This is a genomic window from Cyanobacterium sp. IPPAS B-1200 (genome assembly GCF_001747005.2).
Classification (GTDB): Bacteria; Cyanobacteriota; Cyanobacteriia; order Cyanobacteriales; family Cyanobacteriaceae; genus Cyanobacterium.
The window spans coordinates 15402-31934 of record NZ_CP182908.1; the positions used below are offsets into that span (position 1 = coordinate 15402).

11 protein-coding genes are annotated in these 16533 nt (G+C 30.0%); 4 read left to right on the forward strand and 7 right to left on the reverse strand.

Annotated features, from left to right (window positions below; all coding sequences use genetic code 11):
- Positions 1 to 102: 102 nt before the first annotated feature.
- From A5482_RS15960 to A5482_RS15990, 7 genes are all read right to left on the reverse strand, one after another.
- Positions 103 to 978, reverse strand: coding sequence for a cold-shock protein (locus A5482_RS15960; RefSeq protein ID WP_069789413.1), 876 nt, complete (start codon positions 976 to 978; stop codon positions 103 to 105).
- 195 nt (positions 979 to 1173) lie between these two features.
- Positions 1174 to 1761: a hypothetical protein gene (locus A5482_RS15965; protein WP_069789412.1), complete on the reverse strand. Its 588-nt coding sequence runs from the start codon at positions 1759 to 1761 to the stop codon at positions 1174 to 1176.
- Positions 1762 to 1936: 175 nt separating this feature from the next.
- A complete protein-coding gene (locus A5482_RS15970; protein ID WP_069789411.1) occupies positions 1937 to 6910 on the reverse strand; it encodes a DUF3883 domain-containing protein in 4974 nt (1657 codons plus the stop codon).
- 175 nt (positions 6911 to 7085) lie between these two features.
- Positions 7086 to 9137: an AAA family ATPase gene (locus A5482_RS15975; RefSeq protein ID WP_069789410.1), complete on the reverse strand. Its 2052-nt coding sequence runs from the start codon at positions 9135 to 9137 to the stop codon at positions 7086 to 7088.
- Between the two features lie 15 nt (positions 9138 to 9152).
- On the reverse strand, positions 9153 to 10127 hold the full coding sequence (locus A5482_RS15980) for a hypothetical protein (RefSeq protein ID WP_069789409.1): 975 nt from the start codon (positions 10125 to 10127) through the stop codon (positions 9153 to 9155).
- Between the two features lie 25 nt (positions 10128 to 10152).
- On the reverse strand, positions 10153 to 10677 hold the full coding sequence (locus A5482_RS15985; protein WP_069789408.1) for a hypothetical protein: 525 nt from the start codon (positions 10675 to 10677) through the stop codon (positions 10153 to 10155).
- Positions 10678 to 10689: 12 nt separating this feature from the next.
- Positions 10690 to 11811 carry a reverse transcriptase domain-containing protein gene (locus tag A5482_RS15990; protein WP_069789407.1) on the reverse strand — a complete coding sequence of 374 codons (1122 nt, stop codon included), beginning with the start codon at positions 11809 to 11811 and terminating at the stop codon, positions 10690 to 10692.
- A 650-nt stretch (positions 11812 to 12461) separates the two neighbouring features.
- Here A5482_RS15990 and A5482_RS15995 point away from each other — a divergent pair.
- The 4 genes from A5482_RS15995 (at position 12462) to A5482_RS16010 (ending at position 16493) form a co-directional block, all read left to right on the forward strand.
- The gene (locus A5482_RS15995) at positions 12462 to 12830 is read left to right on the forward strand and encodes a hypothetical protein (protein WP_141712637.1); all 369 of its coding nucleotides are present in this window, start codon (positions 12462 to 12464) and stop codon (positions 12828 to 12830) included.
- A 571-nt stretch (positions 12831 to 13401) separates the two neighbouring features.
- Complete coding sequence (locus A5482_RS16000; protein WP_069789405.1) at positions 13402 to 15045, forward strand: hypothetical protein; 1644 nt, start codon at positions 13402 to 13404, stop codon at positions 15043 to 15045.
- 174 nt (positions 15046 to 15219) lie between these two features.
- On the forward strand, positions 15220 to 16005 hold the full coding sequence (locus tag A5482_RS16005) for a DUF1822 family protein (protein ID WP_069789404.1): 786 nt from the start codon (positions 15220 to 15222) through the stop codon (positions 16003 to 16005).
- Positions 15999 to 16493 (forward strand): dual specificity protein phosphatase family protein, encoded by a 495-nt coding sequence (locus A5482_RS16010; RefSeq protein ID WP_069789403.1) that lies wholly within the window; start codon positions 15999 to 16001, stop codon positions 16491 to 16493. The genes A5482_RS16005 and A5482_RS16010 overlap by 7 nt, the downstream gene beginning before the upstream one ends.
- The last annotated feature ends 40 nt before the right edge of the window (positions 16494 to 16533 follow it).

A 16533-nucleotide genomic window follows, 5' to 3' on the forward strand; every position in this document is an offset into this window, starting at 1 on the left:
TCTATTATACCAAATAGAGTTATTGCAAAATAGATTTTTTACAAAATTTAGTCCTTATTTAACAAGGGTTTCAGAAACGCTAATATTTAATTCGCAACAAGTCTAGTCTTCTTCAAATAATATACTTTTATATGGAGTAAAAGTTCCTGGTCTAGCCTTAGTCTTTTGGTTGCCCAATTTAAGTTCTTGACAAATAATACTATAAATATGTGGAGGAAATCCCCCATCAAAATCCCATTGATCTCCCTCTAATTCCATTTTCAAAATACCTGAGATATGTTTATACTTATAACCAAGTTTATGTCTGACAATATACTTTGAAAGTTGGTTACTATAAGTGAAGCCTTTAGGACGCATTTCCTCCAATAGTTGATACAATTCTCTAGCTTCATCTATATTGACGTTATATTTATCAATTAGTCTTTGAATTGTCTCTTGTTCCGGAACTCTGACTTGTGTTTGATACTCAATTTCTTGACTTTCTTTCTCTTGTTGAAATTTTATTTGCTTTAATTGTGTAGCTTCAATTATTCGTTGCCATTTTTCATTAACTTTTTTTCGTTGACTTTTTAATTTATCCCTTTGAAGGCTTAATTCATGTTTGCGAGAAGCTCCAACTAAATCTAGTGTTATGGAGTCAAGCCAATTAGGCTCTGATAAATCTATGTTTTTCCATATATTCTCTACTTTTAGGATTAAACTAGATAGTTCGTTAGCATAATTTTCTGGTATTTCATTCTTATCTAGCCAACATTCTTTAACTTGTTCACCTTTTTGAGTTTTTTCCATTTCATACCATAAGTTTAGTTCTGAAAAATTCTCCCCATTATCTAATTTATGGGCAACTTCGAGATTTTTTGCTTTGATTTTTTTTATATGAAAGAAAACTTTTCCATGAGGATTAACGAAAGTACCACTAATAAATCCAAATCCTCTATCTGAATTGTAGCTTTTGATATTGCCAAAGTCTATTCTCATCAATAAAACCTACTTTATACGGTGAATTACAACAAAAAAATATTTACTTAGTTTTATGTAATTTATCCATCAATTTTTCTTCTATTTTTTGAGAGTTTCAAATCTGTTTACTTCTACCACACTGCCTCTCAAAGGTGAGTAGCAACTTATCCCTTCTGTATCCTACAGTTTCGTTTTATCAGTTGTTCATATTTTTTATTTTCTTAACAATTTTTTGTTCTTCAACTCCTTTATTTGGCGAAAAGTCTCTTGTTGAGCTAATAACTCACATTTACTAATAGAAACTGTAGAGATGAGGTCAAGAAATTGATTGCGATTAAAATTACCCATAAACGCTGCATAAGCACAAATAGCTTCAGGATATTGAGTTACCAAGCCATAATTTAAATCACGAGGTATTTGGGGAATATATTTATCCCAACGAAATTCATCCACCGTTAACCATGCACTAATGGCTATGGGAGCAATCACTCGATGAATGTCAGATTCCATCAATGACAACAACACAGGGCGGTTATCTTGAGGAGAAATGAGGTAGTCTCGCTGACTAATTTCTAAAATTTGCTCGAGAATTTCTGAACCCAATGCTAACAAACGAAAATAGCTATAGACAAACTCAGGTATAGCATAATAACGACACCAGCCTTTTTGATGTAATGGGGGAAAAGTAACTACCGTTTCACTGCTCAGAAACCAGTGGGCTTGGTTATGCAAAATTTTCTCCCTGTAATAATTTCGTAGGGTACTAGGCGGATACTTTTCTAAATAGCTATTTTGGCTCATCTTGTTACCCAATTTATTTGGCTACTCTACCAGTGTAGTTTTAACATCTATACTTTGAGTGTTATTTGATGCTAATGACGAATTAATCGTTTGATTTTTAATTTGCTATAAATTTAATCTTCCTCGTATTCTTTTTCAAAACTATCACTAAAAGCTTGAATCTCTATATTGCTAGTCAGTTTACAACCCTCCTCCGAATATTGTTAGTCAGTTTACAACCCTCCTCCGATATTCTTGAGTAGTTAAAAATAATATCATTAGCAGAATTTCTAGAATTACGTTGAAAACCCATTAACATTTCTACATTTCCTTTATAAATTTCAGAAGTCAATTTATATTCATTGAGTTGAGAAATTATTTCTTGTAAAGTTATCCATGCTGATTTAATACGAATAATTTGTTCTACAGATTTACCGCTATGAACAATTATCAATAATTCATATTTTTCTTGATTTTGTGGTTGACACATTACTCTCCATTCATTAGTCGTAATCCTGATAGTTTCGCTTTGGCTTGAGATAGTTTTTACTTCAGAATAAACTTCATGATTATCTTTTTGACAGAGAAAATCATAACCTGTTCCGTCGGATTTTTTTGTTACTGTATAACCCTGTTTTTCATATAAATTTCTAGCAATATTTTCTCCCCATTCTCCCCATTGTTCAGGATTTTCTCCGGTGCCATCATCATAATTAATATGACTGCTTATTAAGTTATCATATGAATTTTCAAATACATTTTCTTCTTCAGTTTCTTTTATCTGTGGTAGATCAAAACCATTTTTTCTCAATTCTTCTACTATTTCATTAAGAGGATCTTCTAAAAAATCCAATAATTTTTCTGGAGTAATTTTTTTCTGATCAATTTCTAAAGCATCAATTAAATATTCCCCTATTTTGGCGTTTTTTCTGGTCTTCCATATACCAACATAAAAGATAGTATTACTACTTTTTGCATAAAAATTATACATATTTTCTTCATAACCAATTTTTTCAAAACAATAGTAAAGTTTTTCAGGATTTTGAATGTTTAGTGTTTCTAAGGCTTCAATAATATTGTTATGCTGAGAATCTACCAATTGATTATTTGTTGAATTAGCTAAATAAACACTTAAATAATAAGCTCGTTGTTTTATTAATTGTGGTAATATCTGACACTGATTTTTTTCTGCATCATAATATACTTTGATTTCATTCCAAGTTATTTTATTTATTTCAAAAGTAGATAGTACATCTTCAAATTGTTCTAAATTATCTGGAATATAAACTAAATTTGGGTTGCGTTTATAAGGAAGATTAACATCATTAGCTAAATAATATAAATCACTAACAGGATAAAAGTTTTCATCACAAGCTAATAATTTTCCACTAGCAATCCATTCTCTTATTAAATTTTTATCATGATCATTTAATCCTTTCTCAATATTTTTAATTAATTGTTCGTAAACAAAACTAACTTCCTTAATAATCTTTTCTGAAGATTTATTATTACTTATTTTCTCTAATAATTGTAAACAAGCCTTTATGTCTAAATTTCTTTTAATGCTTAAAAATTCCTCTATATGAGTCGGAAAATTAATACTGCAAATAGGTAAATTGCAATCTTGAAGATGAGATTTGAGAAAATATGAATAAACCTCTGCTGGTTTACGACATTTGAAATCATTACAAGGAATTGTATTGTATTGGGTAGCAGTAAACTTAAAGAAAGAAAACACATTATATTGCTGATTATTAATCCAAATAGTTGAATTAACGTCTAAATTTAATCTATTCCAATTGTCGGAAAAGTATGACCATATCTTAATGGAAAAAGTATAATTACTACAATATTCAGAAAAACAATCTATGGACAAAATGTTCTCAGCACTATAAATTTGATTTTGCTGAATAATCCCTGATTTATTAATAAATTGAATATAAGCAAAAGGAAAAATTAAATTTTGACGCAATATAAATTTAATATTTATTTCTTCATACACACCAATTTTTAAGAAAAAATCTTTCCATTCCTTACTATTTTCTTGATTGATGATATATTTTGAACTAACAATTTTATCAAAGTCAGTAGTAGAAAATAAATCTTCTAAATTCTGTCTAGGTTGATATTCATTGGATAAATAACATTCTTGTGCAGGTGCAATTTTATCATTTTTTAATAGTAAATTTAATTTTCTAAGATTATCAAAATCATCTTGGGTTAGTTCATTTCGATGTTTAAATATTTCTCTAACTAATTGAATAGTATTTTGACTATTAACCAAGTCTGAATTTTCATTAATTATTTTATTTTTTTGTTTAATTAACTCAGTTTTATTTAATTCTTTAACGCCGATATTAAGAAAAAACTGTCGCCATTCATCTGTTGATTGATATGGTTGATAATATTCTTCACTGACAATATTTTCTACTTTAATATCTTGAAGAAAACTGGTATTTTCTGCATTAAAGCTATAAAAATCTGATAAATAACATTCTTCAGCTTTTTTCAAGCCATTAGTTGTCAATAAAGGTAAGTTTTTTAGCTTAGATTTTAGGTTATTATCAGTGATTAAAGGAGAACCCAAAACACTAAAAATAAACCTTGTAATTGTAATACTATTTTTCTGATTAATTTCGTTATTTTCAATTAAGGGAATAACTCTATCACTAATAAAATTAATAGCATTAGGTTTAATAATGCCTATTTTTAAGAAAAACTCTCGCCAATCATCAATTTCGTTTTCATTCTCACAGTAATTAGAAACAATGAATTTTAGATTATTTAATCCCAACTCATCAGCAACAGATTCTAAAGGATTATTTGGCTTATAATAATCTGATAAATATGAACTTGAAACAGCAGAAGGATAATATTTGTCCTCTTGTTTATATAAAATATGTAATTGACTTAACTTTTGATATTCGTTAGGAGTTAGTTGATTTCGATATTTATATATGAAACGAATATGATTAACATGATCATTAAAAGTATTTTGTTCTGGTTTATATTTTCCTTTTCTAATTCTTTCTTTAATCATTTGCACTGGTTTAAATTCTTTGACTCCTAATGCTTTAAAACATTCTTGAATTTCTGAATCTTTTTGAAAAATATCTGTATATACTGGGTGAAGAAAACTAAAACTATCAAAGGTTAATAAGTTTCTATCTTCTAAAGATGGTTGAAAATATACTGGATCATCTGCTGTAGATGCTATAAAATTCTCATGCTCATCCAAAAATATTGGTACTTCCGCTTCTTTTATTTCTTTTTCATATCCTTTTTTATGTAGAAACTTAATAATTTCATAATAATTAGATAAAAGTAAATCTTGTGATTGTAAGCATTTAATTAAGTCATCAATATCAAAAACTTGAACGCCAATTTTTTCGAGTTTTATTGGATTTTCTAAAGAATTACTAATAAACTCTTTCTTAATATTTAAAATAGACTTAATAATTTCAGTTTCAACAATAGTTGTTATTCCCGTTTCATCAAATATTGCTTCAGAGACTTTTAATAATCTGTTACTTTCTTCGGAGGGAATAAATGCTATTTCTTCTAAACCTTTTTCCAAACCTCTATTAAATGCTTGTTCAAGTTTTGTTGGATGAACAAATTTATATTTAATCAGAGAAGTAATATAATTTCTATAATTCGGTTGATTAATAACTATCCACTGTAAAAACTCGAATAAATAATAACCAATTTGCTCAAATATAAAAGCATTCCAGTCATTATCTCTATGTAAATCTTGACGATTAGCAGTAGTTAGAAAATCAGCATTGACAACAAAAGGAAATTCAAAATCTTTAACATTTGTTGGTAAATAAGTAAATAAAACAGACTCTTCTGAAGATAGTTTAACTATTCTAGTTTCTTGAATTTTAGAGCCAAAAGTTAATTTAGTTATTGTTGCTTTTTTGAGCTTTTCTGGAACTTCTTTGTCATCCTTGATGTTTTGTTTTACATCATCAGAAACATTAAATTCAACATCTTTGACTAACCATTCATTCTTTTGTTTTCCATTAAAGAAAATCGTATTTTTATAATTATTCTTATTCAAACTAAGACTAATTGTTAGACCTTGATTTAATCCTGAAACTTTTATCGAATTAACATGACGAAGAAATAACATAAATCTCGGTTCATCGAATAATTCTTTAATTTTAATTTTGTATTCACTAATTTTTTTTTCTGCTACTTTAAGGGCGATTGCTACAGGATATTGAAAAAAATCTGAATATCCTTGAATTTCTAAAGGTAAATCACTTTTTTCAGTCCAAATTGGTTTCATTTTCCAAGGAATTAATTCTGGATGCTCATGGTAATTTTCGTCATATCTAAAGCAATAATTGTTAGAAAAAATGTAAACACAATTGGAATCAGTAAAGACAGATTTAAAACCGATTCCTTTATAACCAGTAGTAGTAGAGTTTTTATCTTTGGTACTATCACCCATTTTTGAAATAGCTTTAACTTCTTCTTGAGAAAAAGATTTTCCATTGTGCAAAATCAATAAATGTTTATTTAGAATAACAAAGTGTATTTCGACTTTTCCTGATTCATTTGGAAAATCATCTGCATTCTGTAAAAGTTCAAAAATAAAACGTTCAGTTTCCGTATATAAATCCTCACTGAGAAGATCTGACATTTTAGATAGCATCTCGGCATCATCTGCTGTTTTTCCATGATCATTAAACAACTTTTGTATCCATTCTTTAGGAGTATATTCAGATGTTTGTTGATTGATAATTTGAGGTTCGATAATTAAAGGTCTTGTCGATCTCAGAGGTTTTTTTGGAGGAGTAGTTAATATAGATTCTGTTTTTATCGGTGGCTCGACTTCTTTTATTTCTTCTTCAGAATCAGCTTGAACTAAGAATTGATTATTTTTCTCATCTCTTTTTTTCTTAGAAGCTAAACAAATACTAAATTGATAATAACTTTTATCTTTTAGATCATTTGTGTAAATGAAGGCACTGACATTTTTTGATTCATTCGGATAATTTAATTTATTTCCTGCTAAGTCCTGAACATCGTTGAAAAAACCAAAGGGTTTATTTTGAATAGCTTTATATTGTCCAATAACTATAGGTTCTGATAATCCCCAATGTTTAAGAAGTTCTTGAAAAATTATATTATCATTTTGTTCGGAATTTGTCGTCATTAATTTTATTGTCAAGTTTCAATGATTATATTTATCATACCTCCATATTAATTTAATAATTCAATGATAAATGCGAATGAGGATAATAAAATTATACTGGGGTAACTTTGCCACCAAGCATATCAGCTAAAATTTTAGTAGTTTAGTTTTTGCTAATTTTTTCGGCATTTAAAGTTCAATATAATAGGTAAATATCTTCTCCCATTTGTTTAACTTTTTCAATTAATTCAGGAGGATTAATTACCTTAACTTGTCCTCCAAAACCAACAATCCATCGTAATAAATCAATATCATCTAATGACCATAATGGTAATTTTACTTCAAAACGATTAGGAAAATTATTATCACCTGTTTTTTTAAGATTAAAAGGTGCTCTTGTCTCATTACTTTTATGAAGACGAGGTGACATTTTCATCTGTTTAATAGAAAAGCGATTAGTACCTTCACTAATAAACTTAAAAATATAATCATTAAACCATAATTCTATAGTTGTTTCAGCCGTACTTCTTTGTTTTTTGTCGAGATATTCCCTTTGCCATTTAACATTATTACCGAGAAAAATTCCCCCACTAGCTTGATATAGTTGTTGTAGTTTATTTAGAGCATTTACCTGTTGTTTTATTACCCTTGATTTATGTTTTTTGTTGCCTAAAAATAGCCTGTCTAATCTTTCAAACCTAAATAAACCTTTATTTACTCCATCGACACATTCATAACCTAAATACCAGCCAATGTTATGAAAAACTATTTGCAACGGGTAAGCTAAAAAATAACTTTGCTTATTTTGAATAATATCCTCAGAGTTATTTTGATTAAATTCAGCACTACCCAAACAGCGATTTAACTCTAATAATTCTCCAGAAGAAATTGCATTTTCAACTTCGTCAATTTTCCTAGCTAAAGAAGAATTAGGTAAATTGTTTAAATCAACAATATTTTTATTATAAATTGCCCTGACGGGGTAACTTTCAGGATGAGCAATTCTAGCATCTCCTAGACGATTTTTAAAAGTATCATAGACCGATAAGGCAACAGGATCTGATAAACTATTAGCTTGGGCTTCTAACAAATGAAATACCTTAATTAACTCAGTTTCAGATAAAATTCCTGTGCCGATAAAATAGCCTTTTTTCACAGTAAAATCTGGCAATATACTAAAAGGTTTTAATACTTTCTCTATATCTTTACGAATACTATCACCGCAATTAATATTAATTACTTTTTCCTGTTGCATGGCTTGAACTAAACTTTGCAAACATCCATTTTGTTTGTTCCAAATTAAAGGATGATGGATAATAAAATGAATAGTTTTTATAAGTCTAGTAAATGGTTCAATATCTGAGTAAGGATGAGTTACTAAACAGTCAATATTTACTATTTCAATATCTGGTAATGGTTCATAATTTTTTTGATTAATAATGCCCATTGTTTCTAGCCAGATTAAGTCTTCTTTAATGGCTTCTGGTTGAGCATAAATTTTGTCATAATATTTAATTAAAAAGCCACAGATTTCGTCTATTTCACAGTCAAATTGAATCTCATCTCCAAAGATTTCTTTGATTAATTCAGGATTAGATTCTGAAAGGTTGCCAAGATTGGGATATTTAATTATGAGGCTGAGGAGGTGGAAAAGACGGTCAAAGTCTATTAATCTTGAGTAAGGATGAAATTGTACTTTACTATTGGCGGTGCGATTAGTGCGATTAACTTGAACTCGATTTAATTTTGAGAGTTTATCATTAAACTCATTTACATCTAATTTATCCTCTTTAAAAGGTATGTCATAAACAGCTAAAAAACCCTCCGCAGAAAGGGGAGGAAAATTTCTTAGGGATTGATATAAATTACTTATAACATCATCTGGTACTTGGCGTTCTCGCTTTTGATTCCATTCTAAACAAACATTTAAAGGAGTTTTTAAATACCAACCAATCCAGTTAACATTTTCATATTTTGCCAACCTTTTCAACAAAGAAATTCGCCACCATCTTTTAGCATTAGTGGCATCATAAATAATTGGTTTTCCTAATTGAATAAAATAGTCAATTTGTTTAAATATTTCTGCTTCAATTAACTGCCAATCTCCTTGTATATTTTCATCTTCAAAAAGTTGTTCTCGAATTTTATCGGTAGAGACTATTTGATAATTAGAGTTTTGGTTAATAATGTAATTGGCAAGAGTTGATTTTCCGCTACTAGGGCAACCTATAAAAATGTGAGAAATCATTTTAAATGTTTATTTCTAATTACTTTCTTTGGAATTTTCTTGATTGTCAATTCTATTTGAATCAAATAGTTCGCTACTATCGCCTATTTCGTTTGGAGTGATTTCAGGAGTATCTGAGAAGAGTTCCATCGGAAAAATAGTTGTTTTTTTCATAGGGGGAATATCCAAAGTATTTGGATAATCGTTTTTTAATTTTGTATTTAAGTCTTCTTTATTTTCATTTATTTTTCCATATTCTAAATTATTTTTAGATTGTATTGATTTATTAATTTTTTCTGGTGATTCTTTTTGGCTATTTGTAATGTTTTTACTTAAATAGACGCAAACATCATTGATAAAAGTGTTTAGGAGTGTATTGATTTCTTCATAATTTTGTTCATTATAAAAATCTTCAACTGTCTTTTGACTAGATTTTTGAGAAAAATTGTCTTCTTCAACTATTGAATTACTCTCTAAAAAATTCTGAACTTTGTACTTATCTTTTGCAACCAGTTTTGATTGAATTTCAGTATTACTATCTTTGCTGATTTTAGCTATTTCATCCAATAAGGTATTAATACAACTTTTTTCGGAAATAGTTACGTAAATCATATCGTTTTTTTTATTAATATCATATCGGGCTTTATTAAAACTAATTTGTTCTAGATCATTTATTAATTCTTTTGCGGTAATTACTTGTTTGTTTATGTTTGTAATTAGCATTTTTTGTTCAAATTGAGCGTTAATATTTCTCCTGTTTTCTTTATATAATTTAGTACTTTTTAGAAAGTTGATACTATCTTCTTCTGAGTTTAAGTCTTCTAACTCAAAATAAATTTTTTGTGAAATATATGGTTTGTTATTTTTATCATGAGCGTTCCATAAATTAATATCAAAAGAAATAGGATTATAACTATTATCTTTCAATAATTTGATTAGATCTTTTACCACTTGATTAATATCACTTGATGCGGGCATTAAAAAACTAGGATAATAAATAGAAATTGTCATAATTAAAATAAGACTTAGATAATAATTATTTATTTTTTATACGCTGTTTTATATTAGGATAATCTGAATCAGCATGGCTGATAATATTTCTTAGTTTTATGATATTATCAAAAACTTCTTTAAGTGTTTCTTTATTTTGACATTCTAAAAACTGAAGGCAAAATACAACTTTGTTTATTAAATGTGGTGCTTTGTTGCCATTAATTTGTTCAATTCTGTCATAATCTCCTCTATCTATTTGTATTTCTTTCCTTTCCTCTAATTCTTCTAAAAAGTCACCTACGATTAACTCTATTTGCAATACAGAAAACCGGCAATATTCCAAAAAATCATTTTTTACTCTAGCCCGAATCATCATACGATAATAAAAAATTAGCTGTTCTTTTAAATCGGAATTTTTCTTAATATAATCTAGTGATAAATAATTAAGTTTTTCCATATGACCATTAACTCGTTGGTAATCTTCAAAATGGAATACCTTAATATAATTTTCGAGCTTTTTAGTTTTTTCTTCTAATTGCTGTATTTTTCGAGTTAATTCGTTGTCCATAATATAAAAAACTTAAATATTTTTAGGAAAGTTAAGATTAAGTAATTGCTTATACTCATTAATATATTTTTGATAAATAAGATCATCCTTGCCCTTAACCATACCAATAAACTCTACCTTACCCTTTAATACATCCTGAAAATGAGGGATTTGTTTCCCCGAAAATCTCGCCTTGTGATTATATTTTTCTTCAAACTCCTTCTGTGCCGCCTCCAAACCAAACTTAGCCCAAGCATGAAGCATCGCCCTTACTTGACGCACATAACGTCTATCCACATTAGGAAACTGATTAGTAGTTAAACCCGTTACCTCTTGATGATTACCTTTAGTTTGTAAACGGGTTTTCTTTTCATTGACATTAAACCCATTTTCTCTAATGATACCTGAGAGCAGATCGCCTAGTACCACTTTTTCAGCCTCACCCTCATTCACAACATAAGCCAAATCTGTGGAGAAATTTTTGAGAGTAGTAGAAAAAGTTATATCATCAGCATAACGAGTATAAGTCGCCTTACAATCCTTTGCTAAACGTTGTAACTGACTATCCATTTTCCCACAAATCATATTAGTAACAATGGGAGAAGTCGGCGCACCTTGAGGTAACTCATTATTTTGGCAACAAATTTGAGCTAATATTGTTGCAACATCAGGGGGTAAATGATAAGGAATTGCCATAAACATCCCCCTAACTCGCCCAAAATTGACAGAGGGGAAAAAATTCTCTAAATCTAAATTTAAAACATAACGTTTTTTCGCATGGGCTTTAGCATTGGTGACAATATTCTTATCCTGCACAAAACCATGCACCGAAGGCTTAACCTGATAAACTGCTTGTAAAACCTGATTAAGTTTTTGTTGAATGATTTTTAATGCCGTAATGGGGGTTGATATTTGTCTTTGCCCCCCAGATTTTTTCGGAATAGTAAAAGTTTTATAACGTCTTTGAGAGTCAACCAAGTAAAGATGATAAACTAACCTTTTATGAGGAATATTTAATAGTTTAGCCACATCTAAAGGGGTTTTTAACTGATAAAAGTCATTTTTTAACTCCTCAGGTGAGCGATTTAATAATAATAGGCTCTTCTTATCCCATGGGGGTGAAATTAGTTGCCCTTGAGGAAAATTAATTGTCATATTTGCCCCTTAATTAATAAAAAGAAAAAATCACTTGGGGATGTATTCTACCTTACTCATATATATAAAATATATGAATTTACAATGAAACTACACTGTAATAAAGCTAACCTTGGAATACACCATCGCAGTATCAACAATGGAAATCAATAACTTATCCCGCAAGTGATTTATTCAATTATGACCTGTTTTTTGGTCACATTACTACTTTACCCCATTTTGTTGCGACAACCATTCGTTGGATGCTAATGACGAAATTTTTGTTTTTTTCAAAACTCTCAGCATCAAATAAAAGATAATAGTAGGAATTTAATACTGACAAATCTATTTTCGACGTTAGCATTAGACTCTGCTTTTTTTGTAGAAAAATCATTAGAATTAATGAAAGCTCTAAAAAATAGAGAAAGAGCGACTATCATCGTCTTCTTTATTCTTGTTTATCCATCGGAGGAAGTTTTTTGATTAATTCTTGTGTTTCTCAACTTAGATCTAATTTTAAAGCTCATATTCTGAATAATACCGTCGAACAATTTCTCCCCCCGTTGAATTTTACTTCTGTTCAGAAGTTTCCCAAGAGTCCCGAGGATATTCATTGTCTTCCCAAACACTCCGATACTCTCATTCGCTATTTCTATCTTTTTCAGTGCTCGATGATTTTTGCAGAGAATAACTATAACCCTAATAGAATTGTCAATAATCGACCTTTTCACGCTAAAGTGCCTCACCCTAGACGAGAGGAAGTGATTCATGAACCATCTCTCCTCGTTATTAGTGATGCTAATAAATGTAATCTATTCTTGTGCATTGTCGCATGGCTTACTATCGATGACTTTCGTTGGCATAAAATTTATCCATCAGTGCCAGAAGATCTCAGTTATGGTTTAGTCTTGCAATATCCTGATTACATTCTTTCTTGTGTAGAATTCGTCTATCATCGTAAAAAACTTTATGGGATGGATATTTTGCCCCCGATTGTTGAAAATTGTGAACAATTCGTTAAAAGTAACTACAGTTTTTAATTAATCAGACCTTCATTGGTTCTCGAAATAGCTACCCAACAGGGTAGTTAGTTACTTTACGTTAGATAAGTTTGCAGTTCACTTTAAAACAAAGGCACTAATTAAACAAACTTTATTTGTTGGGAGAGCTATTCGTGTTTATATAGCCATTTTTATCAGAAAACCGTTCAAAAAATATATATTTAACCTCAATTCGAGTTAAAGCTATATTATTGTTATTTGTACGAAGCTCCAGAGTTTTTAGCTTAGAAAAAAATAATATTTTCAGCTTATCCCGAACTTAGGTTAGTTACAAAAGAATTTTTGAAGAAACGAATAAAAAAGTGCATAAAACAAAAAAGCTCTCCTGATAGTTAACTAACAGCAAAAATAGAGGTTAAGTCATTGGTAAATCTTAATGTCGTTGCACAGTTAACTCATTCTTCGGTAGTTATCGTCAGAAGGCAACCCAGAAGGGAATGTTTAAATCAATAGTTGATGGGAAAAAGTACCTAGCTAGTAGTTGAAGTTTAGTTAGTTATTTAATAGACGGCAATTTAATCAATATTTCAGTATTATTCTAACAATAGGTATGACCATATTTCCTCTTCCTCGTCGCTCAAATCTTGGTGCAAAATTTTCCCAATTTATTTACATAGAAGAAAAGCAAAATAACGTAGTTCTCCGTTGGAAAAGTGACTTCAAGTTGACAAAAAACTTTTACCAACAGACTATAAACTTAAAAACCTTAGACGAAAATCAATGTTTTATTTACTGGTTAAAAAGAATAGAAACTGATACCCTAGCAAAGCAACATCTAACAGCTTATCTTGAATCTATTTCCTACTGGGCAATTAGAGAATTTTTCGAGGAAAAGACCATTAGTCTTCATAATCTATCCTCCTCAGAAAAGTACCTAAAAGCCTTCACTATTCTTAGGGATGCCACCACTAATGCCAAAAAGCTATTTAGAGAATTTAGTAAATTCAATCCTCAACTCTCCCATATAAAAACCTATAGTAAGAGATGGCTAAAGAATGTAATTCGTGACGGGCTTTATAAAGAATTTGGTATTAGTAAATATAGCCAATGGGGACAGTTAAAAAATACCACAAAAACTAACCTCAAAGTATCATTAGAACATCAAGGTTATCCAGAAGAATTAATCACAAGTCATTTACTGCTTTGGGAATGCTTTAAAAAAGTTTATTCCGATAATGCAAATGCTTATAAAGGTACTAAACTTACCCCCCCTAATCAGCAGCAAATAGAAAAAATCATCCTTATTTATGAAGCTACCTTGAAAAGTTACCCTGAATTATTAAAAGATCAATATTATCAAAATATTTCACCACAATTGTTTATGCAAATAATGAATAATTGTTATCGAGCATTATCAGAGCAAGAAAAATTAAAACGTCCTTCTGCTTATGCTTATAACTCTACCATTACCTCCCAAGAGAATGATAGCGAACTACTATCTTTTTTCGATTCAGAGCTTTACCAAAAGTATAAAGAAGAGCAAAAAATAAATGAAAAAGAACCAGAAACTTTATTTGATTTATTCGATAAATCAGAAATAAATGAGGTTTTGTGGAACGTTGTTAAAGGGTTAAAAAAGAATGACCAAGATAGTGCTAAATTGCTTGATTTTAACTATGGTTTGGGATTAAATCAAAGCACGATTGCTGAATTACTCCATCGTAAACAATTTCAAATATCGAGGCAAAAAGGCAGAATTACAGCCAAACTACTCAAATCATTCGTCCTAGAAATCAAGCAGAGATTAGAAAATAAACAGGAGATAAGCGATGAATTAAAAGACAAAGTTAAACAACTTAGTTCCCCTGAACTAGAGTCGGTAAAAACATTTATCGAAGATTGGTTAACACACTATTATCAAAAGCCTATTTATCTGGAATTAGAGAATTTATTTAGTAAGTTAAATAACCAGAGTAAACAATTGATAAAACTAAGATATGGAGGTGATTACCATTTAGTTAATGAGAAGCAAGTGGGATTGGAAATAAATGAGTTAGCCACTCGCTTTAACTTATCCCCAGAGGAAGTCAATACTAAACTAACCAACATTAAAAACTTTCTCATATCCAGCCTAATTAACCATCTAAACCATCAAAACAATATTAAATTAGACCATGGTAATAAGCAAATAAATAGTTTGATTGAAAGGTGGCTATACCAAGCCCCATACGACCGATTAACTTTATCAACTTAGACTTAAAATGATACTAGGGATAACTCCTTAGTATCAACAAAATTAGCATTTTACCTATGATATTATCCCCATTGAAAATCATCAAAATAATAAGTTCTTTTCTCTCCTTCACGGAGAGGTTATTTTAGGGGGAAATACATATCATGCACAACAAACATTGAAGTATTTTATATTATGCAAAATATTAACAAAATAGAAACATTAATCGACTTATATCCTAACCAATTATGGTTAGAGTTTTCCGAGGAAGAAAAGCAAAAATATTGGCAACGAACAGCAGAACATTCCTATGATTTAGCTCGTTTTAGAAGTTACTTGAATGATTTATCAGCTCATACTATGCTCCGTTGGTTGGAGGAGGAAGAATTAGAACAAAAGCCGATTATTCATCCATCTACCCTATTTAAACTCAATAGTATTTGGGAATTTGTTAACGGTACAACCATTATGATTGGTACCACTAAAATTGTATTGATTCCCACCGATGATTACAATTCAGATGATTTTATTGTTCCTGCCGAATGGGTTGATATTGTAGGTTGGGATGCTGATTACTATTTATCCGTTGAGGTTAATTTGAGAGATAATTGGCTGAGAGTTCGGGGTTATACTACCCATGAACAGATTAGAAATATTGGTAAAATGGATATTTGGCATAGAAACTATATTTTATCTCAAGATGATTTGATAGAAGATTTAAACATAATGTGGGTGGCGAGAGAATTATCCATCTCAGAAAAACTACCAGTATTCAAAGTATCTTCTTGTCTTACCGAGCGTCTTTCCCTTACTTTAATCAATCAATTAGCTACCAAATATAGTTATTTTCTTCGATTTATAACCTTATTTGCTGACTGGGCTGTTTTCATTGCCCATGATGATTCAAGGCAATTGTTGTATCAGTCTCTTGTTACCTCAGCCCAAGATAGTGTACCCCATAAACCAGAAACTAGATGCTAGATTTAATTATTTGCGGTGTGCCTGAAGTAAATGACTACATTGATAATGTGGATGGGATAATCTCAATCATGAATCCTGCATGGCGTATTTATGCCCCCCAATCCATTGACCAGAAAAAGGAAGAAAATCGTCATAATGTTTTGGAATTAGAGTTTGATGATGTGTGGGCGGAAAATGTCGAACTAGGACAGGAATTAATTAGTAAAGATATACTATATGAGGTATTAGATTTTGCTGATAATTTCCGTGATAAGTATGGGGAGGATGGTACTTTATTAATTCACTGTCATGAAGGGATTAGTCGCTCTAGTGCGATCGCCCTAACCATTCTTACCTACTTAACCGATGATGTTTCCGAAGCCATTGAGATCGTTAATGATGTGCGTCCCCAAGCCATGCCCAATATCGAAGTAATTCGTGTGGCGGATGACATTTTGAAACTAGAGGGAGAGTTTATCCATCAGGTTGTAAACTTTTTTTATTTTTAGTCGGTTAAACTTGCATATTTTTTAAAATCATAACTGATAT